Source organism: Streptomyces sp. RB17 (assembly GCF_009604455.1).
In the GTDB taxonomy this organism is placed as follows: Bacteria; Actinomycetota; Actinomycetes; order Streptomycetales; family Streptomycetaceae; genus Streptomyces.
The window spans coordinates 345,647-370,301 of sequence record NZ_WEGL01000009.1; the positions used below are offsets into that span (position 1 = coordinate 345,647).

At 70.2% G+C, this 24,655-nt stretch carries 21 protein-coding genes; 14 read left to right on the forward strand and 7 right to left on the reverse strand.

Features of this window, described 5'->3' with window-relative positions; genetic code table 11:
• The first annotated feature begins 1 nt into the window (after position 1).
• The 3 genes from secF to SRB17_RS35485 all read left to right on the forward strand — a co-directional run bounded on the left by secF (position 2) and on the right by SRB17_RS35485 (position 4,445).
• Positions 2 to 1,102 (forward strand): protein translocase subunit SecF, encoded by a 1,101-nt coding sequence (secF, locus tag SRB17_RS35475; protein WP_153544657.1) that lies wholly within the window; start codon positions 2 to 4, stop codon positions 1,100 to 1,102.
• The gene (locus SRB17_RS35480) at positions 1,099 to 1,647 is read left to right on the forward strand and encodes an adenine phosphoribosyltransferase (protein WP_153544659.1); all 549 of its coding nucleotides are present in this window, start codon (positions 1,099 to 1,101) and stop codon (positions 1,645 to 1,647) included. Before secF ends, SRB17_RS35480 begins: the two co-directional genes overlap by 4 nt.
• A gap of 260 nt (positions 1,648 to 1,907) precedes the next feature.
• On the forward strand, positions 1,908 to 4,445 hold the full coding sequence (locus tag SRB17_RS35485) for a RelA/SpoT family protein (RefSeq protein WP_153544661.1): 2,538 nt from the start codon (positions 1,908 to 1,910) through the stop codon (positions 4,443 to 4,445).
• 61 nt (positions 4,446 to 4,506) lie between these two features.
• Here SRB17_RS35485 and SRB17_RS35490 read toward each other — a convergent pair whose 3' ends face one another.
• Positions 4,507 to 5,736 (reverse strand): DUF349 domain-containing protein, encoded by a 1,230-nt coding sequence (locus tag SRB17_RS35490; RefSeq protein WP_323376790.1) that lies wholly within the window; start codon positions 5,734 to 5,736, stop codon positions 4,507 to 4,509.
• Between the two features lie 153 nt (positions 5,737 to 5,889).
• The gene (locus tag SRB17_RS35495) at positions 5,890 to 6,723 is read right to left on the reverse strand and encodes a peptidylprolyl isomerase (protein WP_323376791.1); all 834 of its coding nucleotides are present in this window, start codon (positions 6,721 to 6,723) and stop codon (positions 5,890 to 5,892) included.
• A gap of 177 nt (positions 6,724 to 6,900) precedes the next feature.
• Here SRB17_RS35495 and SRB17_RS35500 point away from each other — a divergent pair, with 177 nt between their 5' ends.
• A complete protein-coding gene (locus SRB17_RS35500; RefSeq protein WP_323376792.1) occupies positions 6,901 to 7,608 on the forward strand; it encodes an MBL fold metallo-hydrolase in 708 nt (235 codons plus the stop codon).
• A 12-nt stretch (positions 7,609 to 7,620) separates the two neighbouring features.
• A complete protein-coding gene (gene hisS, locus SRB17_RS35505) occupies positions 7,621 to 8,883 on the forward strand; it encodes a histidine--tRNA ligase (RefSeq protein ID WP_323376793.1) in 1,263 nt (420 codons plus the stop codon).
• A gap of 46 nt (positions 8,884 to 8,929) precedes the next feature.
• Here hisS and SRB17_RS35510 read toward each other — a convergent pair whose 3' ends face one another.
• Genes SRB17_RS35510 through SRB17_RS35525 form a run of 4 tightly spaced genes read right to left on the reverse strand, consistent with a single transcriptional unit; the run spans position 8,930 to position 12,472 of the window.
• Positions 8,930 to 9,556, reverse strand: a complete 627-nt coding sequence (locus tag SRB17_RS35510; protein ID WP_323376794.1) for a response regulator transcription factor — start codon at positions 9,554 to 9,556, stop codon at positions 8,930 to 8,932.
• Positions 9,553 to 10,767: a sensor histidine kinase gene (locus SRB17_RS35515; RefSeq protein ID WP_323376795.1), complete on the reverse strand. Its 1,215-nt coding sequence runs from the start codon at positions 10,765 to 10,767 to the stop codon at positions 9,553 to 9,555. Before SRB17_RS35515 ends, SRB17_RS35510 begins: the two co-directional genes overlap by 4 nt.
• Complete coding sequence (locus SRB17_RS35520; protein ID WP_153544665.1) at positions 10,764 to 11,609, reverse strand: ABC transporter permease; 846 nt, start codon at positions 11,607 to 11,609, stop codon at positions 10,764 to 10,766. Before SRB17_RS35520 ends, SRB17_RS35515 begins: the two co-directional genes overlap by 4 nt.
• A complete protein-coding gene (locus SRB17_RS35525) occupies positions 11,606 to 12,472 on the reverse strand; it encodes an ABC transporter ATP-binding protein (RefSeq protein WP_153544667.1) in 867 nt (288 codons plus the stop codon). The genes SRB17_RS35520 and SRB17_RS35525 overlap by 4 nt, the downstream gene beginning before the upstream one ends.
• 145 nt (positions 12,473 to 12,617) lie before the next feature.
• Between SRB17_RS35525 and SRB17_RS35530 the strand changes: the two genes are divergently transcribed.
• The 3 genes from SRB17_RS35530 to rpsD all read left to right on the forward strand — a co-directional run bounded on the left by SRB17_RS35530 (position 12,618) and on the right by rpsD (position 15,610).
• The gene (locus SRB17_RS35530) at positions 12,618 to 13,274 is read left to right on the forward strand and encodes a vitamin K epoxide reductase family protein (RefSeq protein WP_153544669.1); all 657 of its coding nucleotides are present in this window, start codon (positions 12,618 to 12,620) and stop codon (positions 13,272 to 13,274) included.
• 48 nt (positions 13,275 to 13,322) lie between these two features.
• Entirely contained in the window at positions 13,323 to 14,678 is a 1,356-nt protein-coding gene (locus tag SRB17_RS35535; RefSeq protein ID WP_323376797.1) for a replication-associated recombination protein A, read from the forward strand.
• Positions 14,679 to 14,995: 317 nt separating this feature from the next.
• On the forward strand, positions 14,996 to 15,610 hold the full coding sequence (gene rpsD, locus SRB17_RS35540; RefSeq protein ID WP_031161776.1) for a 30S ribosomal protein S4: 615 nt from the start codon (positions 14,996 to 14,998) through the stop codon (positions 15,608 to 15,610).
• Positions 15,611 to 15,700: 90 nt separating this feature from the next.
• Here the strand turns inward: rpsD and SRB17_RS35545 are convergent, their stop codons facing one another.
• The gene (locus SRB17_RS35545; RefSeq protein ID WP_228396442.1) at positions 15,701 to 17,890 is read right to left on the reverse strand and encodes an ATP-binding protein; all 2,190 of its coding nucleotides are present in this window, start codon (positions 17,888 to 17,890) and stop codon (positions 15,701 to 15,703) included.
• Between the two features lie 152 nt (positions 17,891 to 18,042).
• Between SRB17_RS35545 and SRB17_RS35550 the strand changes: the two genes are divergently transcribed.
• From SRB17_RS35550 to SRB17_RS35575, 6 genes are all read left to right on the forward strand, one after another.
• The gene (locus tag SRB17_RS35550; protein ID WP_323376799.1) at positions 18,043 to 18,477 is read left to right on the forward strand and encodes a DUF948 domain-containing protein; all 435 of its coding nucleotides are present in this window, start codon (positions 18,043 to 18,045) and stop codon (positions 18,475 to 18,477) included.
• 16 nt (positions 18,478 to 18,493) lie between these two features.
• A complete protein-coding gene (locus SRB17_RS35555; protein ID WP_153544671.1) occupies positions 18,494 to 18,856 on the forward strand; it encodes a hypothetical protein in 363 nt (120 codons plus the stop codon).
• Positions 18,856 to 21,528, forward strand: a complete 2,673-nt coding sequence (alaS, locus tag SRB17_RS35560; RefSeq protein ID WP_153544673.1) for an alanine--tRNA ligase — start codon at positions 18,856 to 18,858, stop codon at positions 21,526 to 21,528. Before SRB17_RS35555 ends, alaS begins: the two co-directional genes overlap by 1 nt.
• Before the next feature lie 25 nt (positions 21,529 to 21,553).
• Positions 21,554 to 22,018, forward strand: coding sequence for a Holliday junction resolvase RuvX (ruvX, locus tag SRB17_RS35565; RefSeq protein WP_153544674.1), 465 nt, complete (start codon positions 21,554 to 21,556; stop codon positions 22,016 to 22,018).
• Positions 22,019 to 22,141: 123 nt separating this feature from the next.
• Positions 22,142 to 23,812, forward strand: a complete 1,671-nt coding sequence (mltG, locus tag SRB17_RS35570) for an endolytic transglycosylase MltG (RefSeq protein ID WP_228396443.1) — start codon at positions 22,142 to 22,144, stop codon at positions 23,810 to 23,812.
• Positions 23,793 to 24,632, forward strand: coding sequence for a shikimate dehydrogenase (locus SRB17_RS35575; protein WP_153544676.1), 840 nt, complete (start codon positions 23,793 to 23,795; stop codon positions 24,630 to 24,632). Before mltG ends, SRB17_RS35575 begins: the two co-directional genes overlap by 20 nt.
• Positions 24,633 to 24,655: the final 23 nt, after the last annotated feature.

The following is a 24,655-nucleotide window of genomic DNA, read 5'->3' on the forward strand; positions in this document are numbered from 1 at the left end:
AATGTCGAAACTCGGCAACCTCGGCGCTCGACTGCACCGCGGCGAGATCTCGTACGACTTCGTCGGCAAGCGCAAGATCTGGTACGGCGTCTCCATCCTGATCACCATCACGGCCATCCTCGGCCTGGCGGTGCGCGGCCTGAACATGGGCATCGAGTTCAAGGGCGGCGCGGTCTTCACCACGCCGACCCACATGAGCACCTCGGTGACCCAGGCGGAGACCTACGCCAAGGACGCCTCCGGTCATGAGGCGATCGTGCAGAAGCTCGGCAACGGCAGCCTGCGCATCCAGATCGCCGGCATCGACACCGGCCAGTCCGACAAGATCAAGCAGGAGCTGGCCAAGGACCTGAACCTCAACCCCGAGAAGCTCGCCGCCGACCTGGTCGGCCCGAGCTGGGGCCAGCAGATCGCCAACAAGGCCTGGGAAGGCCTCGGCATCTTCATGGTGCTCGTCGTGATCTACCTGGCCATCGCCTTCGAGTGGCGCATGGCCATCGCGGCCCTGGTCGCGCTGATCCACGACATCACGATCACGACCGGCATCTACGCCCTCGTCGGCTTCGAGGTCACGCCCGGTACGGTCATCGGTCTGCTGACGATCCTCGGTTACTCGCTCTACGACACGGTCGTCGTCTTCGACAGCCTCAAGGAGCAGACGAAGGACATCACCAAGCAGACCCGCTGGACCTACAGCGACATCGCCAACAGGTCGATCAACGGCACGCTGGTCCGATCGATCAACACCACGGTCGTCGCCCTGCTGCCGGTCGCGGGCCTGCTGTTCATCGGCGGTGGCTTCCTCGGCGCCGGCACGCTGAACGACATCTCGCTGTCGCTGTTCGTCGGCCTCGCGGCCGGTGCCTACTCGTCGATCTTCATCGCCACGCCGCTCGTCGCCGACCTCAAGGAGCGCGAGCCGGCGCTGAAGGCCCTCACCAAGCGTGTCATGGCCAAGCGTGCCCAGGCCGCCGCCGAGGAGGACCTCGCCGCGGAGCGCGCGGCCGACGACGACGATGCGGCCCCCGCCGTCGTGGGCCCCCGCAACCAGCCCGCGTCCCGCAGCCGGGGCCGTGGCCGACCCTCCGGGAAGCGCCGATGACCGAGCTCGCCGACATCTCGGGGCTGCTGCTCAGCCGCATCCGTGACGTCGCCGACTACCCGGAGCCGGGTGTGATGTTCAAGGACATCACCCCGCTCCTGGCGGACCCGGCCGCGTTCACGGCGCTCACCGACACGCTGGCCGAGATCGCCGCGAACACCGGCGCGACCAAGGTCGTCGGCCTGGAGGCCCGGGGCTTCATCCTGGGCGCCCCGGTCGCCGTGCGCGCGGGCCTCGGCTTCATTCCGGTCCGCAAGGCGGGCAAGCTGCCAGGGGCGACGCTGCGCCAGGCGTACGACCTGGAGTACGGCTCGGCCGAGATCGAGGTGCACGCGGAGGATCTCGCCTCCGGCGAGCGGGTCCTGATCGTGGACGACGTCCTGGCCACGGGGGGTACGGCCGAGGCCGCGATCCAGCTGATCCAGCGCGCCGGTGCGGAGGTTTCCGGTCTGGCGGTGCTGATGGAGCTGGGCTTCCTGGGCGGCCGGGTCCGGCTGGAGCCGACGCTCGGCGGTGCCCCGCTGGAGGCGCTGCTCCAGGTCTGAGCGACTGCGCTGCACAAGCGGCCTCGGCTTCGCCGTAGGCCGCTTTGTGTTTCCCGCCCGCACCACGGCCATCCCCAGGACACCCTCCGCACGCTCCCGAATCACCCGGAATCCACCTCCCGGAATCCGGCAGGAGCCCCCCGCGTTGCACAGGTGGACGGTCCTCACTTCCGCTTGAAGGCGATGACCAGCCGCAGGATCGCTACCATGGGGTTTCCGGAGCCTGACCGGGGGACCCGGATCGCGCACGAGGAGCCCTCTTGCCAGACGAGGCCCAGCACCTGACCGCCGCAAAGCCCGAGCCCGCCTCGGCCGCCACGGCGAAGCCCGCGCCGCACGTGTCCAACGCGAAGAACGACACCCGCGGGCCGATCGAGCACGCCCAGTCCGCGCCCGTCGAGAAGGCGGCCGAAGCCTCGCGCCCCAAGCCCGCACCGTCCGAGCGCCCCGCCCAGCCGCCCGTCGTGCGCCCGCCCGTCGTCCAGCCCGGCCGCACCGGCTCCTCCAACCGCGTCCGCGCCCGCCTGGCCCGCCTCGGCGTGCAGCGCGCGAACCCCTACAACCCGGTTCTCGAACCGCTGCTGCGCATAGTGCGCAGCAACGACCCGAAGATCGAGAACTCGACCCTGCGGCAGATCGAGCGCGCCTACCAGGTCGCCGAGCGCTGGCACCGGGGGCAGAAGCGCAAGAGCGGCGACCCTTACATCACGCATCCGCTCGCCGTGACCACCATCCTCGCCGAGCTGGGCATGGACCCGGCCACGCTCATGGCGGGGCTGCTGCACGACACCGTCGAGGACACCGAGTACGGCCTCGACCAGCTGCGCCGCGACTTCGGCGACACCGTCGCCCTCCTCGTCGACGGTGTCACCAAGCTGGACAAGGTAAAGTTCGGCGAGGCCGCCCAGGCCGAGACCGTGCGCAAGATGGTCGTGGCGATGGCCAAGGACCCGCGCGTCCTGGTCATCAAGCTCGCCGACCGCCTGCACAACATGCGCACCATGCGCTACCTCAAGCGCGAGAAGCAGGAGAAGAAGGCGCGCGAGACGCTCGAGATCTACGCGCCGCTCGCCCACCGGCTGGGCATGAACACCATCAAGTGGGAGCTGGAGGACCTCGCGTTCGCGATCCTCTACCCGAAGATGTACGACGAGATCGTCCGGCTGGTGGCCGAGCGGGCGCCCAAGCGGGACGAGTACCTGGCCATAGTGACCGACGAGGTCCAGGCCGATCTGCGGGCCGCCCGGATCAAGGCGACCGTCACCGGGCGCCCGAAGCACTACTACAGCGTCTACCAGAAGATGATCGTGCGGGGCCGCGACTTCGCCGAGATCTACGACCTGGTGGGCATCCGTGTCCTCGTCGACACGGTCCGCGACTGCTACGCCGCCCTCGGCACCGTGCACGCGCGATGGAACCCGGTCCCCGGCCGGTTCAAGGACTACATCGCGATGCCCAAGTTCAACATGTACCAGTCGCTGCACACGACGGTCATCGGGCCCAACGGCAAGCCGGTCGAACTGCAGATCCGCACCTTCGACATGCACCGCCGCGCCGAGTACGGCATCGCCGCGCACTGGAAGTACAAGCAGGAGGCCGTCGCCGGCGCCTCCAAGGTCCGCACGGACGTGCCCAAGGCCTCCGGCAAGGACAAGGACGCCATCAACGACATGGCGTGGCTGCGGCAGCTGCTGGACTGGCAGAAGGAGACCGAGGACCCGGGCGAGTTCCTGGAGTCCCTGCGCTTCGACCTGTCCCGCAACGAGGTCTTCGTCTTCACCCCCAAGGGCGACGTCATCGCCCTGCCCGCGGGGGCCACGCCCGTCGACTTCGCCTACGCCGTCCACACCGAGGTCGGCCACCGCACCATAGGGGCACGGGTCAACGGCAGGCTCGTACCGCTCGAATCCACCCTGGACAACGGCGACTTGGTGGAGGTCTTCACCTCCAAGGCGCCCGGCGCTGGCCCCTCCCGCGACTGGCTCGGCTTCGTCAAGTCGCCCCGGGCGCGCAACAAGATCCGGGCCTGGTTCTCCAAGGAGCGCCGGGACGAGGCGATCGAGCAGGGCAAGGACGCGATCGTACGGGCGATGCGCAAGCAGAACCTGCCGATCCAGCGCATCCTCACCGGCGACTCCCTCGTCACGCTCGCCCACGAGATGCGCTACTCGGACATCTCCGCGCTGTACGCGGCGATCGGCGAGGGCCATGTCTCCGCGCAGCACATCGTGCAGAAGCTGGTGCAGGCGCTCGGCGGCGAGGAGGCCGCCACCGAGGAGATCGACGAGACGGTCCCGCCGTCCCGCACCCGTGGCCGCAAGCGCCGCTCCAGCGCCGACCCGGGCGTCGTCGTGAAGGGCGTCGACGACGTGTGGGTCAAGCTGGCCCGCTGCTGCACGCCCGTCCCCGGCGACCCGATCATCGGGTTCGTCACGCGCGGCAGCGGCGTATCGGTTCACCGCAGCGACTGCGTCAACGTCGACTCACTGTCCCGCGAGCCCGAGCGCATCCTCGACGTCGAGTGGGCGCCCACCCAGTCCTCGGTCTTCCTGGTCGCCATCCAGGTCGAGGCGCTGGACCGCTCCCGCCTGCTGTCGGACGTCACCCGCGTCCTGTCCGACCAGCACGTCAACATCCTCTCGGCGGCCGTCCAGACCTCCCGCGACCGGGTGGCCACCTCACGGTTCACCTTCGAGATGGGCGACCCGAAGCACCTCGGCCACGTCCTGAAGGCCGTACGGGGCGTGGAGGGCGTCTACGACGTGTATCGCGTGACCTCGGGACGCTCCCGGTCGTAAGCAGCCATGGAGAAGGCCCCGTACGCGCCGTACGGGGCCTTCTCCATGTGCGCCGGGGTGATCAGCCGCCGAACTCCTGCAGGCCCTTCAGAGCCTGGTCCAGGAGCGCCTGGCGGCCCTCCAGCTCGCGCTCCAGCTTGTCGGCCCTGGCGTTGTTGCCCTGGGCGCGGGCCTGGTCGATCTGCGTCCTCAGCTTGTCGACGGCGGCCTGCAGCTGACCGGTCAGACCCTCGGCACGCGCGCGTGCCTCCGGGTTCGTCCGGCGCCACTCGGCCTCCTCGGCGTCCTGCATCGCCCGCTCGACCGCATGCATACGGCCCTCGACCTTCGGCCGCGCGTCCCGGGGGACGTGGCCGATGGCCTCCCAGCGCTCGTTGATCGAGCGGAAGGCGGCCCGCGCGGACTTCAGGTCGCCGATCGGCAGGAGCTTCTCGGCCTCCTCGGCCAGCTCCTCCTTCAGCTTCAGGTTCTCCGCCTGTTCCGCGTCCCGCTCGGCGAACACCGAGCTGCGGGCGGCGAAGAACACGTCCTGGGCGCCCCGGAAGCGGTTCCACAGGTCGTCCTCGTGCTCGCGCTGGGCGCGGCCGGCGGCCTTCCACTCCGTCATCAGCTCGCGATAACGCGCCGCCGTCGGACCCCAGTCCGTCGAACCCGACAGCGCCTCGGCCTCAGCGACCAGGCGCTCCTTGGTCCGGCGGGCCTCCTCGCGCTGCGCGTCCAGCTGCGCGAAGTGCGCCTTGCGCCGCTTGGAGAACGCCGAGCGGGCGTGCGAGAAGCGGTGCCACAGCTCGTCGTCGGACTTGCGGTCCAGACGCGGCAGACCCTTCCAGGTGTCCACCAGCGCCCGCAGCCGCTCACCGGCGGCCCGCCACTGGTCGGACTGCGCCAGCTGCTCCGCCTCGGTGACCAGGTCCTCCTTGGCCTTGCGGGCCTCGTCGGACTGCTTGGCCCGCTGCGCCTTGCGCTCCTCGCGGCGCGCCTCGACGGTCTCCACCAGCTTGTCCAACCGCTTGCGCAGCGCGTCCAGGTCGCCGACCGCGTGGTGCGCGTCCACCTGCTCGCGCAGATGGGCGATCGCGGTCTGGGCGTCCTTCGCCGACAGGTCGGTGGTCTGCACGCGCTTCTCGAGGAGGCCGATCTCGACAACCAGGCCCTCGTACTTGCGCTCGAAGTAGGCCAGCGCCTCCTCAGGGGAGCCGGCCGCCCAGGAACCGACGACCTGCTCGCCGTCGGCCGTACGCACGTACACGGTCCCCGTCTCGTCGACGCGGCCCCACGGGTCGCTGCTCACAGCGCCTCCTCCACATGATGCCTGCGGGGGCTCAGCGCCCCCGGGCATCGTCCACAGTTTCGTCACGGCCAACATAGGCGACCAGCGGGTTACCTGTCCGCATCCAGCGCGACCGAAATTCCGCAGATGGCCGTCTTGGTCATCAGGTCGATGTCAGGACTTCGTCACCGTCGCCTTGTTGATCACCACGGTCGCGTTGGGAGCGGTGTTGCCGGACGTCGGGTCGGCCGCCTGGGCACCCGCCGCGGCGATCTTCTGCAGCACCTTCATGCCCGCCTGCGACACCGTGCCGAACGGTGTGTAGCTGGGCGGCAACGGACTGTCCTTGTAGACCAGGAAGAACTGGCTGCCACCGGTGTGCTTCTGACCGGTGTTGGCCATCGCCACCGTGCCCGCCGGGTACTTGTTGCCCTTGAGGCTCTTGTCCTTCAGGTTCTCGTCCGGGAGCGTGTAGCCGGGCCCGCCCATGCCGGTGCCCTGCGGGTCGCCGCACTGGAGCACGAAGATGCCGTCCGTGGTCAGACGGTGGCACTTGGTGTGGTCGAAGTAGCCCTGGCCCGCCAGGAAGTTGAACGAGTTCACCGTGTGCGGGGCCGCCGCCGTCTTCAGCGCGACGTCGATGTCACCGCACGTCGTGGCGAGCTTCATCGTGTACTTCGCCGACGTGTCGATCGTCATCGCCGGCTCCTTCTTCCAGCTCAGCTTCTTCGCCGCGCCGGCCGCCGGCTTCGCGCACGGATCCGGCGCCTTGCTGGTCGGCGTTGCGCTCGGCGTGACGTCCGCGGCGGTGTTGGTCTTCTTGTCGTCGTTGTTCTTCAGCACCCCGGTCGTGTACAGCGCGACGCTGCCGATCACGACCACGCCCAGTACCGACGCGATCACGGAGTTGCGCACGGCCGCCTTGCGGCGCGCCTGGGTGCGCCGCTGCTGCTGCCGCAAGAACTTCTCCCGGGCGAGCTGACGCCGCCGCTGCTCCTGGCTGACCACCGGGTTCTCTCCTCATACGTGTCGAAGCGTGTGTGTCGACCGGTACGCGTGCGTGCTCGTGAGCCGACCGCTGTGTGTAGCCCCGTACCGTATATGGGTTCGCTGAGGAAACGGCAGCGCCGGTAGGCTCTGGACCACAGCTTGTGACCGCCCGAATCGACACAACGAAGGACGATCGTGCTCATTGCCGGGTTCCCCGCCGGGGCCTGGGGGACGAACTGTTATCTCGTCGCCCCCGCCGCCGGTGCGGAGTGCGTGATCATCGACCCCGGCCACCAGGCCGCCGAAGGCGTCGAGGAAGCACTGAAGAAGCATCGGCTCAAGCCCGTCGCCGTCGTCCTCACCCACGGGCACATCGATCACGTGGCCTCTGTCGTCCCGGTCTGCGGCGCGCACGACGTGCCGGCCTGGATCCACCCCGAGGACCGGTACATGATGAGCGACCCGGAGAAGTCGCTCGGCCGGTCCATCGGCATGCCCCTGATGGGCGAGCTGACCGTGGGGGAGCCGGACGACGTCCGCGAGCTGACGAACGGCACCACCCTCGAACTGGCCGGCCTGGAGTTCTCCGTCGCGCACGCGCCGGGCCATACCAAGGGGTCGGTGACCTTCCGGATGCCCGAGACGGCCGACGTCCCGTCGGTGTTCTTCTCCGGGGATCTGCTGTTCGCCGGCTCCATCGGACGCACCGACCTGCCGGGCGGATCCATGGAGGACATGATCGAGTCGCTGGCCCGCGTGTGCCTGCCGCTCGACGACTCCACCGTGGTGCTGTCCGGGCACGGCCCCCAGACGACCATCGGCCAGGAGCGCGCCACCAACCCCTATCTGCGGCAGGTGGCCGCCGGCCAGGGAGCCTCCCCGGCTCCCCGACGAGGAATGTGACGAGAGATTTCCGTGAGCACTTTCAAGGCCCCCAAGGGCACGTACGACCTGCTGCCGCCGGACAGCGCCAGATTCCTGGCCGTGCGCGAGGCGATCGCCGCGCCGCTCAGGAGCTCCGGTTACGGCTACATCGAGACGCCCGGTTTCGAGAACGTGGAGCTGTTCGCACGCGGCGTCGGTGAGTCCACCGACATCGTGACGAAGGAGATGTACGTCTTCGAGACCAAGGGCGGCGACAAGCTGGCCCTGCGCCCGGAGACGACCGCGCCCGTGCTGCGCGCGGTCCTCGAGGCCAACCTGTACAAGACGGGCAACCTCCCGGTGAAGGTCTGGTACTCGGGCTCGCAGTACCGCTACGAGCGCCCGCAGAAGGGCCGTTACCGGCACTTCTCCCAGGTCGGCGCCGAGGCGATCGGCGCGGAGGACCCGGCGCTGGACGCCGAGCTGATCATCCTGGCCGACCAGGCGTACCGCTCGCTGGGTCTGCGCGACTTCCGGATCCTGCTGAACAGCCTCGGCGACAAGGAGTGCCGTCCGGTGTACCGGGCCGCGCTGCAGGACTTCCTGCGCGGCCTGGACCTGGACGAGGACACCCGCCGGCGCGTCGACATCAACCCGCTGCGGGTCCTCGACGACAAGCGCGAGTCGGTGCAGAAGCAGCTGACCGGCGCCCCGCTGCTGCGCGACTACCTGTGCGACGCCTGCAAGGCGTACCACGAGGAGGTCCGTGAGCTGATCACGGCGGCCGGGGTGTCCTTCGAGGACGACCCGAAGCTGGTGCGCGGCCTGGACTACTACACCCGCACCACCTTCGAGTTCGTGCACGACGGCCTCGGCTCGCAGTCCGCGGTGGGCGGCGGCGGCCGCTACGACGGACTGTCCGAGATGATCGGCGGCCCCTCGCTGCCGTCGGTCGGCTGGGCCCTCGGCGTCGACCGCACGGTCCTCGCCCTGGAGGCGGAGGGCGTGGAGCTGGACCTCCCGTCCACGACGTCGGTGTACGCCGTCCCGCTGGGCGAGGAGGCCCGTCGGGTGCTGTTCGCGAAGATCACCGAGCTGCGCAAGGTCGGCATCTCGGCGGACTTCGCGTACGGCGGCAAGGGCCTGAAGGGTGCGATGAAGAACGCCAACCGCAGCGGCGCCCGCTACACGCTCGTGGCCGGCGAACGCGACCTCGCCGAGGGCGTCGTCCAGCTCAAGGACATGGACTCCGGTGAGCAGACGGCGATCGGTGTCAACGAGATCGTGGCGGAACTGGAGTCCCGGCTCGGCTGAGTCGCGCGACGACGACAAGAGGGCGCCGGGCACTCCCGGCGCCCTCTCACTGTTCCAGCAAGCCGTACCGCATCGCGCTCGTCACCGCCGCCGTGCGGTCGTCCACCCCCAACTTGCCGAAGATCCGCAGCAGATGGGTCTTCACCGTCGACTCGCCTATGAACAGCCGGCGTCCGATCTCCGCGTTCGTGCAGCCCTCGGCCACCAGGCGCAGCACGGCCGTCTCCCGCTCCGACAGCCGGGGGCGCTCCGGCCTGGTGCGCAGCTGGTCGACCAGGCGGGCCGCCACCGAGGGGGCCAGTACGGTCTCGCCGCGCGCCGCCGCCCGTACCGCGTCGGCCAGTTCACGGCGGGGCAGGTCCTTCAGCAGGTAGCCCGCCGCTCCTGCCTCCACGGCCCGCAGGATGTCCCGGTCCGTCTCGTACGTCGTCAGCACGATCACCCGGCACGGCAGCCCCGCCGCGGTCATCCGCCCGATCGAGTCCACGCCACCGCCGCCCGGCATCCGCAGGTCCATCAGCACGATGTCCGGCCGCACTTCGGCGGCCAGCGCCTCCGCCTGCGGGCCGCTCGCCGCGTCGCCGACCACCTCGAAGTCCGGCTCGGCGCTCAGCATGGCGCGCAGTCCCTCCCGTACGACGGGGTGGTCGTCGGCCAGGACGATCCGGATCACGGGGTATCCCTCCTCACGGCGGAAGCCGTCGTCGCGGGGACGGGCAGGCGTACGGTCACCGTCGTACCGTCGCCGGGTGCGCTGCGCACCGACGCGGTGCCGCCCACCTCGGCGGCGCGGGCGCGCAGCCCCGCAAGACCGTATCCCGTCGATGCGGCAGCCGGGTCGAAGCCGCAGCCGTCGTCGCGGACGGAGACGGTCAGCCTCTCGCCGGTGTAGTCGAGCCCGACCTCGGCCCGTGCCGAACTCCCTGCGTGCTTCCGGGAGTTGGTCAGGGCTTCCTGACAGGCGCGCAGGGCCACCACCTCCACGCCGGCGGGCAGGGTGCGCACCGGGCCGGTCACCTCCAGCCTCGCCCCGTGCCGCGCGGCCAGGCGGTCCAGGGCGTCGGGCAGCGAGGCTCCCGCCAGGTCGGCGGGCGCGCCGCCGGCCACCAGGGCACGGGCCTCGGCGAGGTTCCGGCGGGCCGTCTCGTCCATCAGGGCGAGGTGGCGGCGGGCCTGTGCGGGATCCGTGTCGAGCTCGGCCTCCACGGCCTGGACCAGCATCAGCAGGCTGGTGAAGCCCTGCGCGAGGGTGTCGTGGATCTCCCGGGCCAGCCGCTCGCGTTCGGCGAGGGCGCCGTGCGCGGCCGACAGCCGGGAGATCTCGTGCCTGCTGGCGTCGAGCTCGGCGATGAGCTCGGCCCGTTCCAGGCTCTGCTCGATGATCCGGATGATCCAGCCGCCGACCACCGCCGAGAACACCAGGGTCACCAGCGCGGACAGCGTGTTGACCAGCAAGTCCTCGGCGCCCGGCCGCCACAGCAGGGCCCAGCCCGCGACCGGGACCACGTTGGTCACGGTCACCGCGACCAGCGCATCGCGCATGCGCAGGGTCATGAAGCACTGCGGGATCAGGGCGAAGGCCAGGATCCGGGTCTCACCGGCCAGTACCGCGGACGGCAGGAACAGGACCAGCGCGCCCGCCAGGTAGTACCGGGCGCGGCGCTCGTCCTGCGGGTCCTCGCCGAGGAGACGGCGCCCCACGACCGCGTACCAGGGCACCAGCGGCACGAGGAGACCGGCCGCGACGGCCCGGACCGACCACACCGGATGCCCGGCGCCCAGCAGCATGGTCTGCGTGGCCAGCCAGGCCACCGCGAAGTACACGTCCCAGAGCAGGATCGAACGGTCCCAGGCGTGGACTCCGCGGGCCCTGTCACCCGTCACCCGTCGCGCCGGTTCTTCCACCGGAAGGTCAGCAAGCACAGGACCGATCCTCCGACGCACCAGGCGGCCAGCACCAGCGCTGTCCGCCCGAACTCCCAGGCGTGCGCCTGCTCCAGGACCTTCGCCGAGTCCGGCAGGAACACGCCCCGCAGCCCCTGGCACATCCACTTCAGCGGGAACAGGGCCCCGAAGTCGAGCATCCAGCCGGGGATGGTGTCGATCGCGATGTACACCCCGGAGACGAACTGCAGGACCAGGAAGGGGAGTACGACGACGGAGCTGGCACTCTTCGCCGACTTCGGCACCGAGCTGATGGCGATGCCGAGCAGCGCGCACGCGGTCAGGCCCAGCACGAAGATCCAGGCGAAGTCGAACCAGCGGCCGGGGTCGGACGGCAGGTGGACGCCGTAGCACGCCGTGCCGACGGCCAGCAGGATCGCGGTCTCCAGGGCACCGGTGAACAGAACCAGCCAGATCTTGCCCAGGAAATAGGCCGCGGGCGGCATCGGCGTGCCCCGCAGCCGCCGCAGCACCTTCTCGTCCCGTTCCACGGCGATGGAGATGCCCAGCGACTGGAAGCTCGTCGACATGATCCCGGAGGCCATCATCGCGGGAACGTACAGCTGGGAGGCGGTGACCCCGGTGTGCCCGACGTGGTTGCGGAAGATCGACGCGAACAGGAACAGGAACACCACCGGGAAGGAGAAGGTGAACACCACCTGCTCGCGCAGCCGGAAGAACTGCTTGATCTCCAGGGCCCCCCGCAGCAGCCCCAGCGTCCAGGCGCCGGGGACGGTTGCGGCGGAGTCGCGGGCAGTGGCCCGCACGGTGGTCGTGGTCATCGGGCGGCCTCCTGGCCGGTCAGCCGGAGGTAGACGTCCTCCAGGGTGGGACGGGTCACGGTCAGTCCCGGTATCTCGCCGTCGAAGCGGGTCAACAGTCCCGCGACCGTCCTGGTCGGCGTGTCGGTGAGTTCCGTGCGCGGGGAGCCGTCGCGTTCGGTCCAGGTGACGCTGGCCTCGCTGCCGTACCGCTCGCGCAGCTCACCGGGCCGGCCCACGGCGACCACCCGGCCCCTCGCGACCACGGCGAGCCGGTCCGCGAGGCTCTCGGCCTCCTCCAGGTAGTGCGTGGTGAGCAGGATCGTCGTGCCCTCGTCGGCGAGCAGCCGGATCAGGTCCCAGAACTGCCGCCGGGCGGCCGGGTCGAAGCCGGTGGTCGGCTCGTCCAGGAGCAGCAGCTCGGGATCGCCGATCACACCGAGCGCCACGTCGAGGCGGCGCCGCTGGCCGCCGGAGAGGGCCTTGATCCGGCTGTCCGCCTTCGCCTCCAGGCCGACCAGGCGGATGACCTCCTGGGGGTCGCGCGGGCGCGGGTAGTAGCGGGCGAAGTGCCGTACGGTCTCGCCGACCGTCAACTCCGCGGGGGTCGATTCGTCCTGCCAGACGATTCCCACACGGGATCTCCATGCGCGCGTGCCGGTCGCCGGGTCCGCGCCGAGGACGGACACCTCGCCCCCGTCCCGTGACCGGTTGCCCTGGAGGATCTCCACCGTGGTGCTCTTGCCGGCGCCGTTGGGCCCGAGCAGGCCGAACACCTCACCGCGCCGGATGCCGAGATCGAGCCCGTCCACCGCGGTCACGCCCCCGTACCGCTTGCGCAGCCCCCGGACGTCCACCGCGAGATCGTTCGCATGTGCTGTCATGCAACCGATCATCGGCGAGAACCGAACGGTCCGTGACCACCGTGCGTACCTCCTTATGTCCACCGAACGGTGGACACACACGTGCGTGCGGCACAATGTGCCGTGCCCGAAGATGGTCCAACTCTCAAGTGACGGAATCGGCGTGATGAGCAAGACGACAGTCAACGACGTCTCCACGGGGTCGGGTCCCGAGCGTGCCGCCGACGCCCCGCGCGCGGTGGGCGGCAGCCGTGCCTTCGCGATCCTGCTGGTGATCACCGGCGCGGCCGGACTGCTGGCCGCCTGGGTCATCACGCTCGACAAGAACAAGATCCTCGAGGCGAAGCTCGCCGGGAAGACGTTCACGCCGGGCTGCAGCGTCAACCCGATCGTGTCCTGCGGCAGCGTCATGGAGAGCAAGCAGGCGGCCGCCTTCGGCTTCCCGAACCCCTGGCTCGGCCTGGTCTGCTACGGCATCGTGATCTGCGTCGGCATGAGCCTGCTGGCCCGCGCCCGCTTCCCGCGCTGGTACTGGCTGACCTTCAACTTCGGCACGCTCTTCGGCGTCGGCTTCTGCACCTGGCTGCAGTTCCAGTCCCTGTACCGGATCAACGCGCTGTGCCTGTGGTGCTCGCTGGCCTGGGTCGCCACGATCACCATGTTCTGGTACGTGACCTCCTTCAACATCCGCAACGACTTCCTGCGGGCACCTCGTTGGCTGAAGTCCTTCTTCGGCGAGTTCACCTGGGTGGTGCCGGTCACGCACTGCGGCATCATCGCCATGCTGATCCTGACCCGCTGGGGCAGCCAGCTCTGGGCCTGACCGCCCGGCCCGGCCGCGTTGTCAGTGCGGTGATTTAGGGTTCATGACGTGGAACCCGACCTGTTCACCGCCGCAGCGGAAGAACGCCAGGAGAAGGACCCGGCGGCCAGCCCCCTGGCGGTGCGGATGCGCCCGCGCACGCTCGACGAGGTGGTGGGCCAGCAGCATCTGCTGAAGCCCGGCTCCCCGCTGCGCCGGCTGGTCGGCGAGGACTCCGGCGGCCCGGCCGGACCGTCCTCGGTGATCCTGTGGGGCCCGCCCGGCACCGGCAAGACCACCCTGGCGTACGTCGTCTCCAAGGCGACGAACAAGCGGTTCGTGGAGCTGTCCGCGATCACCGCGGGCGTCAAGGAGGTCCGCGCGGTCATCGACGGCGCCCGCCGCGCCACCGGCGGCTTCGGCAAGGAGACCGTCCTCTTCCTGGACGAGATCCACCGTTTCAGCAAGGCCCAGCAGGACTCCCTGCTCCCGGCGGTGGAGAACCGCTGGGTGACCCTGATCGCGGCCACCACGGAGAACCCGTACTTCTCGGTGATCTCGCCGCTGCTGTCCCGTTCGCTCCTGCTGACCCTCGAACCGCTCACCGACGACGACATCCGGGGCCTGCTGGGGCGCGCCCTGACGGACGAGCGGGGCCTGAGGGACGCCGTCGGCCTCCCCGAGGACACCGAGGAGCACCTGCTGCGCATCGCCGGCGGCGACGCCCGCCGTGCCCTGACCGCCCTGGAGGCAGCCGCCGGAGCCGCCCTGGACCAGGGCGAGAGCGAGATCAGCCTGCAGACGCTGGAGCAGACGGTCGACCGGGCGGCGGTGAAGTACGACCGCGACGGCGACCAGCACTACGACGTGGCCAGCGCCCTCATCAAGTCCATCAGGGGCTCCGACGTCGACGCGGCCCTGCACTACCTGGCCCGCATGATCGAGGCCGGCGAGGACCCCCGCTTCATCGCCCGCCGCCTGATGATCTCCGCCAGCGAGGACATCGGCCTGGCCGATCCGAACGCCCTGCCCCTCGCGGTCGCCGCCGCCCAGGCCGTCGCCATGATCGGCTTCCCAGAGGCCGCCCTCACCCTCAGCCACGCCACCATCGCCCTCGCGCTGGCCCCCAAGTCCAACTCGGCGACCACCGCGATCGGCGCCGCCATGGAGGACGTGCGCAAGGGCCTGGCCGGCCCGGTTCCGCCGCACCTGCGCGACGGGCACTACAAGGGCGCCGCCCAGCTCGGCCACGCCCAGGGGTACGTGTATCCGCACGACCTGTCCGAGGGCATCGCCCAGCAGCAGTACGCGCCGGACGCGCTGAAGGACCGCGAGTACTACACCCCGGGCCGGCACGGCGCCGAGGCCCGGTACGCGGACGCGGTGGAGTGGACCCGCAAGCACCTCGGTCGCAGGCGGTCGTGAGCGCCCTGTAGACTTCTCCGAAGTGCTGAGTCCCGCGCAGTCAGAGCGGGACACCCAGCCGGAGTCCGGCCCCCGGGGCCAGTCCTCGGGAAAACGGACTCCAGGAGCGTCGCGCACCGTCGAACGGTGTCGCGGGCAGCCCACCACCACCCGGAGTTCCGGGACGGTCGGTGGGCCACTCGCGTGCTGCATGTATGTGCCCAGACCAGGGGAGCGGCTGCCCGGCAGGTCCCTCGCGGACCCGGCGGGTTTCCCCGGCTGCGGATGCGACCTCCCTCAACCCTGACGAGCCGAAAACTACGAAAGAGATTGAGACAGTGGCGAACCAGTCCCGTCCCAAGGTCAAGAAGTCGCGTGCCCTCGGCATCGCGCTGACCCCGAAGGCCGTCAAGTACTTCGAGGCCCGTCCCTACCCGCCGGGCGAGCACGGCCGCGGCCGCAAGCAGAACTCGGACTACAAGGTCCGTCTGCTGGAGAAGCAGCGTCTGCGCGCGCAGTACGACATCTCCGAGCGCCAGCTGGTCCGCGCCTATGAGCGCGCGTCCAAGGTCCAGGGCAAGACCGGTGAGGCCCTGATCGTGGAGCTCGAGCGCCGTCTCGACGCCCTGGTCCTGCGTTCGGGCATCGCCCGCACCATCTACCAGGCCCGTCAGATGGTCGTCCACGGCCACATCCAGGTCAACGGCCAGAAGGTCGACAAGCCGTCCTTCCGTGTCCGTCCGGACGACGTCGTGCAGGTCCGCGACCGCTCCAAGGAGAAGACGCTCTTCACGATCGCCCGCGAGGGTGGCTTCGCCCCCGAGGGTGAGACCCCGCGCTACCTGCAGGTGAACCTCAAGGCCCTGGCGTTCCGCCTGGACCGTGAGCCGAACCGCAAGGAGATCCCGGTGATCTGCGACGAGCAGCTCGTCGTCGAGTACTACGCCCGCTGACCCCAGCCACGGCGTAATACCTCAGCCCGCCGTCTCCCTGCCCGGCCCTGCCGGGCGGGCGAGGCGGCGGGTTTGCGTTTTCCGGCCTCCTCACGCTGTGGGCAGGTCCGGTCGTTCGGATGGTGCGGATCTGTGGAGGCTGGTCGCGCCCCGCGGCGGAACCGCATGTTGATTCGGCCCCGCGCCCCTTCCGGGCGCCGGCACCGCCCCCAACGGCCGTACCCTCTCATGCCCCAGCGCACGCGCCACGGCGTCCGCGCGGTCCAGTCGGGCACCTTCCCGCACGCACTCCTCGTAGCGCGCGTCCCCCAGCGACTGCCGCGCCATCGCCTCGCACTGCTCGTGCGGGGCGTTGTAGTACGCCGAGCCGAACAGGGGCAGCCCCACGGAGGGCCACATCCGAGCCGCGGCCCCCTGGAGCAGCGCCGCCTCGGCCGGTTCGCCCTCGGTCGCCGTCACCAGTGCCAGCAGCTCCAGCGACAGCACGGAGCCGAGCAGGTCGTGGAAGGCGTGGGCATTGCGCAGACAGTCCGAGAGCAGCTCGCGCGCCGTGTCCTGGGCGCCCTCCCGCCAGGCCGCGTACGCCAGCACGTAGAGCGCGTACGAACGGGCCCAGCGCTCCCCGTGGTCCTCGCACACCCGACGCACGTCCTCGCACAGCCGTACCGCGTCCGGCAGGTCCCCCTGGAAGGCCCGCGTCATCGCCAGTTCCACCTGGCCCATCAGCACGTTGCTGTTGAGCTCGCCGATCTCCTGATAGCGGTGCAGCGCCGACCGCAGCAGCGTTTCTGCTCGGGCCATGTCATCGGTGACCAGGGCCAGACAGCCGGTGCGGTGCTCGGCGTACGCCACCGCCGTCGGATCCGCGACCCGCTCGGCCTGCTCCCGGCACTCCTGCAGCGCCGCCAGCGCCGGCACGGTGTCGCCCTGGAGGATCGCCACATAGCCGAGCACCCACAGCGCCTTCAGCCGCGACTGCTCGTACTCCGACTCCAGCTCGACGCTGCGCTCCAGCCAGCGGCGGCCCTCCGCGAGCCGCCCGCAGCCCACCCAGCAGAACCACAGCGACCCCGCGAGGTACTGCCCGAGGTGGGCCTCCTGAGGCTCGGCCAGACAGCACTCCAGCGCCGCCCGCAGATTGGGCAGTTCCGCCTCGACCCGCGCGGCGACCTCGCCCTGCCGGGGCGAGAACCAGTCCAGCTCGCACCAGGTCGCCAGGCCCAGGTACCAGTCCCGGTGCCGCCTGCGCAGCCGGCCCGCGTCCCCGATCCGCTCCAGCCACTCGGCGCCGTAGGCCCGGACCGTGTCCAGCATCCGGTAGCGGGGGCCGGCCGGGCTCACCTCGCGGGTGACGACCGACTGGGCCAACAGCTCCGACAGCACGTCCAGGACGTCCTCGGCGGGCAGTCCGTCCCCGCTGCACACGTACTCGGCAGCCTCCAGGTCGAAGGTCTGCGCGAACACCGAAAGACGCGCCCACAGCAGCCGTTCGGCGGGCGTGCACAGCTCATGGCTCCAGCCGATCGCCGTGCGCAGCGTCCGGTGGCGCGCCGGAGGTCCCCCCGGTACCGACTGCGGGCCGGAGCCTGTCGTCAGCAGCCGGAACCGGTCGTCCAGCCGCTGCAGCAGCTGCGCCGGGGACAGCGCCCGGAGCCGGCCGGCCGCCAGCTCCAGCGCCAGCGGGATCCCCTCCAGCCGCCGGCACAGCTCGCGCACCTCGGGGCCGTCGGACACCTCGAGGCCCTGCTCCCGGGCCCGGTCGGTGAACAGTTCCACCGCCTCGTCCTCGCCGAGCGGCGCCAGCGGCGACAGCCGCTCGCCCGCAACCCCGAGCGGACGGCGGCCCACCGCCAGCACCCGAAGCTCCGGCAGCCTGCGCAGCAGCTCCGCCGTCAACTCGGCGCAGGCGTCCAGCAGATGCTCGAACCCGTCCAGCACCAGCAGGGCCGGCCGCCCGGCGAGATGTTCCAGCAGCGTCTCCCGGGGCGGCCGGGCCGTGTGGTCGGTCAGCCCCAGCGCCTCCGCCACCGCGTACTCCACGAACTGCGGATCGCGCACCGGCGCCAGCTCCACCCGCCCCGCCCCGGACTCCCAGCCGGCGGCGACCCGCGCGGCCAGCCGGGACTTGCCGACCCCGCCGACCCCGGTCACGGTCACCAGCCGCGCCCCGCCGAGCACGTCGGTCAGCCCGGCGAGCTCGGCCTCGCGTCCGACGAACGTGGTCAGTTCCAGGGGCGGATCGCCGGCGGGGAAAGGATCTGGGCGCTGAGGACCTCGCATGGGACACGGAGCGTACTGAAGCGTGTTCAACGCGTACAATCGCTTCCCGCAACTCCGTCCCCGCCACCCGGTAATCCGGTACGGAGCCCTGGCCCCGGCGCGATAGGCTCGGACACGACTTTTTCGATGGTGAGGCACGTTTCAGGGAGCGGGTGCGCACAGTGTCCGGTGGAGAGGTGGCCGGGATCCTGGTGGCCGTCTTCTGGGCGATCCTGGTCTCCTTCCTCGCGGTGGCTCTCGCGAGGCTGGCCCAGACGCTCAAGGCGACCACCAAGCTGGTGGCGGACGTGACCGACCAGGCCGTCCCGCTGCTCGCCGACGCCTCCCAGGCGGTGCGCTCCGCGCAGACCCAGATCGACCGCGTCGACGCGATCGCCTCCGACGTCCAGGAGGTCACGTCGAACGCCTCCGCGCTGTCCACCACGGTCGCCTCCACCTTCGGCGGCCCGCTGGTCAAGGTCGCGGCGTTCGGCTACGGCGTCCGCCGGGCGCTGGGCGGCCGCAAGGAGGACGCGCCCGCGAAGGCGCCCCGGCGTACCGTGATCGTGGGCCGCACGGTCCCTGCCGCACGACGCAAGCGGAAGTAAGGACTGAGACCGAGCGATGTTCCGCCGTACGTTCTGGTTCACCACCGGTGTCGCCGCCGGTGTGTGGGCGACCACCAAGGTCAACCGCAAGCTCAAGCAGCTGACCCCGGAGAGCCTCGCCGCCACCGCGGCGAACAAGGCCCTGGAGACCGGTCAGCGGCTGAAGGACCGCGCGGTGGGCTTCGCGCTCGACGTCCGCGACAACATGGCCCAGCGGGAGTCCGAGCTGGAGGAGGCCCTGGGGATCCACGAGAACCCCGAACTTCCCGCGCCCCGGCGCCACACCGCCATCGAGAACGACCGCAGCACACCGAAGTACATCGAAACGTCGTTTTCTTCGCAAGCGAAGCACTCGTACAACCGGAATGAGGACCACTGATGGAGTCGGCCGAGATTCGCCGCCGCTGGCTGAGCTTCTTCGAGGAGCGCGGGCACACCGTCGTCCCTTCGGCGTCGCTCATCGCGGACGACCCGACTCTGCTCCTCGTCCCCGCCGGCATGGTGCCCTTCAAGCCCTACTTCCTGGGTGAGGTCAAGCCGCCCTTCCAGCGCGCCACCAGCGTGCAGAAGTGCGTGCGCACGCCCGACATCGAAGAGGTCGGCAAGACCACGCGGCACGGCACGTTCTTCCAGATGTGCGGCAACTTCTCCTTCGGCGACTACTTCAAGGAAGGCGCCATCAAGCTCGCCTGGGAGCTGCTCACCAGCCCCCAGGACAAGGGCGGTTACGGCCTCGAGCCGGAGAAGCTCTGGATCACCGTCTACAAGGACGACGACGAGGCCGAGCGCATCTGGCACGAGGTCGTCGGTGTGCCGAAGGAACGCATCCAGCGCCTCGGCATGAAGGACAACTACTGGTCCATGGGCGTCCCCGGCCCCTGCGGCCCCTGCTCCGAGATCAACTACGACCGCGGCCCCGAGTTCGGCGTCGAGGGCGGCCCCGCCGTCAACGACGAGCGGTACGTGGAGATCTGGAACCTCGTCTTCATGCAGTACGAGCGCGGCGAGGGCACCGGCAAGGACAACTTCGAGATCCTCGGGGACCTGCCCAGCAAGAACATCGACACGGGCCTCGGCATGGAGCGCCTCGCCATGATTCTGCAGGGCGTGCAGAACATGTACGAGATCGACACCTCCATGGCCGTCATCGACAAGGCCACCGAGCTGACCGGTGTCCGCTACGGCGACGCCCACGACTCCGACGTGTCCCTGCGTGTCGTGACCGACCACATGCGTACGGCCACCATGCTCATCGGTGACGGCGTCACCCCCGGCAACGAGGGCCGCGGGTACGTCCTGCGGCGCATCATGCGCCGCGCCATCCGCAACATGCGCCTGCTCGGCGCCACCGGTCCGGTCGTCAAGGACCTCCTCGACACCGTGATCCGGATGATGGGCCAGCAGTACCCCGAGCTGGTCACCGACCGCGAGCGCATCGAGAAGGTCGCCATCGCCGAGGAGAACGCCTTCCTCAAGACGCTGAAGGCCGGCACCAACATCCTCGACACCGCCGTCACCGAGACCAAGCAGGCCGGCGGCACGGTCCTCTCCGGCGAGAGGGCCTTCCTGCTCCACGACACCTGGGGCTTCCCGATCGACCTCACCCTGGAGATGGCCGCCGAGCAGGGCCTCTCCGTGGACGAGGAGGGCTTCCGCCGCCTGATGAAGGAGCAGCGGGAGCGCGCCAAGGCCGACGCCCAGGCCAAGAAGACCGGCCACGCCGACATGGGTGCCTACCGCGAGATCGCCGACACGGCCGGCGAGACCGACTTCATCGGCTACACCGACACCGAGGGCGAGTCCACGATCGTCGGCATCCTCGTCGACGGCGCCTCCTCGCCGGCCGCCACCGAGGGCGACGAGGTCGAGATCGTCCTGGACCGCACCCCGTTCTACGCCGAGGGCGGCGGCCAGATCGGCGACACCGGCCGCATCAAGGTGGACTCCGGTGCCGTCATCGAGATCCGCGACTGCCAGAAGCCGGTCCCGGGCGTGTACGTCCACAAGGGCGTCGTCCAGGTCGGCGAGGTGACCGTCGGCGCCAAGGCCCAGGCCTCGATCGACGCCCGCCGCCGCAAGGCCATCGCCCGCGCCCACTCGGCCACCCACCTGACCCACCAGGCGCTGCGCGACGCCCTCGGCCCGACGGCCGCCCAGGCCGGCTCCGAGAACCAGCCCGGCCGCTTCCGCTTCGACTTCGGTTCCCCGTCCGCCGTCCCGACGGCCGTGATGACCGACGTCGAGCAGAAGATCAACGAGGTGCTCGCCCGCGACCTCGACGTGCACGCCGAGGTCATGGGCATCGACGACGCCAAGAAGCAGGGCGCCATCGCCGAGTTCGGCGAGAAGTACGGCGAGCGGGTCCGCGTCGTGACCATCGGCGACTTCTCCAAGGAGCTGTGCGGCGGCACGCACGTGCACAACACCGCCCAGCTGGGCCTGGTGAAGCTGCTCGGCGAGTCCTCCATCGGCTCGGGTGTCCGCCGTATCGAGGCCCTGGTCGGCGTGGACGCCTACAGCTTCCTCGCCCGTGAGCACACGGTCGTCAACCAGCTGACCGAGCTGCTCAAGGGCCGCCCGGAGGAGCTGCCCGAGAAGGTCTCCTCGATGCTCGGCAAGCTGAAGGACGCCGAGAAGGAGATCGAGAAGTTCCGCGCCGAGAAGGTGCTGCAGGCCGCCGCTGGTCTCGCCGAGTCCGCCAAGGACGTGCGCGGCGTGGCCGTCGTCACCGGCCAGGTCCCGGACGGCACGACCCCCGACGACCTGCGCAAGCTGGTCCTCGACGTGCGCGGCCGCATCCGGGGCGGGCGCGCCGCGGTGGTGGCCCTCTTCACGGTCAACAACGGCAAGCCGCTGACGGTCATCGCCACCAACGAGGCCGCCCGCGAGCGTGGCCTCAAGGCCGGTGACCTGGTCCGCACCGCCGCCAAGACCCTCGGCGGCGGCGGTGGCGGCAAGCCGGACGTGGCCCAGGGCGGCGGACAGAACCCGGCCGCCGTCGGTGAGGCCGTGGACGCCGTCGAGCGCCTGGTCGCCGACACCGCCAAGTAACGGGCACGCAAGGAAACGGTCAGAAATGCGCAGAGGACGTCGACTCGCGATCGACGTCGGGGACGCCCGGATCGGGGTCGCCTCGTGCGACCCCGACGGGATCCTCGCCACCCCGGTGGAGACCGTCCCCGGCCGGGACATCCCCGCCGCCCACCGCCGCCTTCGGCAACTGGTGGAGGAGTACGAGCCGATCGAGGTCGTCGTCGGACTCCCTCGCTCCCTCAAGGGGGGCGAGGGTCCGGCCGCCGTCAAGGTCCGCGCCTTCGCCCAGGAGTTGGCCAAGGGCATCAAGCCGGTGCCGGTGCGCCTGGTGGACGAGCGGATGACGACCGTGACGGCCGGCCAGGGACTGCGCGCCTCGGGCGTGAAATCCAAGAAGGGCCGCTCGGTCATCGACCAGGTGGCAGCCGTCATCATCCTGCAACAGGCCCTGGAATCCGAACGAGTGTCAGGTAAAGCACCCGGCGAGGGCGTCGAAGTGGTCATCTGATCGCGATACGGTAACGTTCCGCGCGATGTGCCGGTGTTCGAACAGCCGGCACACAACAAGAGGCGGAGCGGAAGCGGGCCCACCGGCCGCGTGACCGGTCGGCCTCGCGGCTCTAGGGGATCGATGACTGAGTATGGCCGGGGCCCGGGCTCCGAACCGTGGCATCCGCAGGACCCGTTGTACGGGGACGGCGGATGGGAAGGGCAGCAGGCCGACATGGGCCAGCAGCCTGCCTACGGCGGCCAGCCGCAGCAGCAGTACCCGCAGCAGCCGCAGCCGCAGTACGGCGACTGGAACCAGCAGCACCAGCCCGGGTACGGCCACGACCAGTACGCGTACTACGACGAACAGGGCCATCAGCACTACGCCGGCCAGCCCCCGCAGCAGTACCAGCACCAGGGCGGCTGGAACGCGGCCGGTCCCCAGGGTCAGATGCCGTACAACCCCGACCCCGGTGACCCGTACGGCCAACAGCAGCCCGTCGCCTACGGCGGGGACCAGCCCGACTTCTACGGCACCGAGGACGCCTACCCGCCGCCCGTGCCGCCGGGCCGCAGGCACCCCGAGCCGGAACCGGATCCCGAGACCGCGCCCGAGCAGGAGGAGCACCCCTTCTTCACGGGAGGCGGCGACGATGACGACGACGAGGAGCACGAACTCCAGAACCGTCGCGACCGACGTGGCAATGGGAAGAAACCCGGCAAGAAGGGTCAGAAGCGACGTAACGGCTGTGCCTGCATGGTCGTCGCCCTGGTCCTCGGCGGCGGTGCCGCAGCAGCGGCCTACTACGGCTACGAGTTCTACCAAAATCGTTTCGCCCCGGCGCCCGACTACACAGGCGACGGCATCGACCAGAGCGTGACGGTCGAGATCCCCAAGGGCGCGGGCGGCTGGGACATCGGCAACCGGCTCAAGGAGGCCGGGGTCGTCAAGAGCGCCGAGGCGTTCGTGCACGCGCAGAGCGACATCCCGGGCGCCGGCAGAATCCAGGCCGGCGCATATGTCCTGAAGAAGGAGATGTCCGCCGCCAGCGCCGTGAAGCTGATGCTGGACCCGAAGAGCCAGAGCTATGTCATCGTGAGGCCCGGCGAGCGCAACGCGGGTGTCTACGCGGACATCGACAAGAAACTCGGACTCACCGACGGCACCACCAAGAAGGTCGGCACGGCGGAGTACAAGAACCTCGGCATGCCCGCCTGGGCGCAGAAGAGCGGCGGCATCAATGATCCGCTGGAGGGCTTCCTCTTCCCGGGCAACTATCCGGCCGCCAAGGGCATGAAGCCGGACGCGATCCTGAAGCAGATGGTCGCCGAGGCCAAGTCCAAGTACGACGCCTACGGTCTCACCGCGAAGGCGCAGGCCTTGGGCATGAAGAACGCGTTCGAGCTGGTCACGGTCGCGAGCCTGGTACAGGCGGAGGGCAAGACGCACGACGACTTCCGCAAGATGGCCGAAGTGGTCTACAACCGCCTCAAGCCCACCAACACCGAGACGAACCAGTTCCTGCAGTTCGACTCGACCTACAACTACGCCAAGGGCACCAGCCACATCCATATCTCCCTCAAGGAGATCAACAGCGACCCGAGCCCGTACAACACGTACACCCACAAGGGGCTCCCGCCCGGTCCGATCGGCAACCCCGGCGAGGACGCGCTCAAGGCGGCACTGAATCCGACGCACGACGGCTGGATGTATTTCGTGGCGACCGACGGAGTGAACAACACCGAATTCGCCAAGACCCTCGCCGAATTCCAGCGACTCAAGGAAAAGTTCGATGCCAGCTCGGGCAACTGACGCCCGCCGGGCCGCCGTGCTCGGTAAGCCCATCGCCCACTCGCTCTCCCCGGTGCTGCACCGGGCCGCGTACGACGAGCTCGGGCTCGCCGACTGGTCGTACGAACGCTTCGAGGTCGACGAGGCCGGACTGCCCGGCTTCCTCGAGAAGCTGGGTCCCGAGTGGGCGGGGCTGTCGCTGACCATGCCGCTGAAGCGGGCGGTCATCCCGCTGGTCGACGAGATCAGCGAGACGGCCGCCTCGGTCGACGCCGTCAACACGGTCGTCCTCACCGAGGACGGCCGGAGGATCGGGGACAACACCGACATCCCGGGCATCGTGGCCGCCCTGCGAGAGCACGGCATCGAGCAGGTCGACTCTGCCGCGATCCTCGGCGCAGGCGCCACCGCCTCCTCCGCGCTCGCCGCCCTCGCCCGGATCTGCGCCGGTGAGGTCGTCGCCTACGTCCGCAGCGAGGCCCGCGCCGCCGAGATGCGGCGGTGGGGCGAGCGGCTCGACGTGGGGGTGCGTACGGCGGACTGGGCGGACGCCGAGCAGGCGCTGCGCGCCCCGCTGGTGATCGCCACCACGCCCGCCGGCACCACCGACGCCCTCGCCGCCGCCGTACCCGAGCGCCCCGCCACCCTCTTCGACGTGCTCTACGACCCGTGGCCCACCGAGCTGGCGGCCCGCTGGTCCATGTTCGGAGGCGCCGTGGTCGGCGGCCTCGACCTGCTGGTCCACCAGGCCGTCCTGCAGGTCGAGCGGATGACCGGCCGGTCCCCGGCGCCCCTGGACGCCATGCGCCGCGCCGGTGAACAGGCGCTCGCCGCCCGCTGATCGCTTCCCACGCGTCCGCCTTG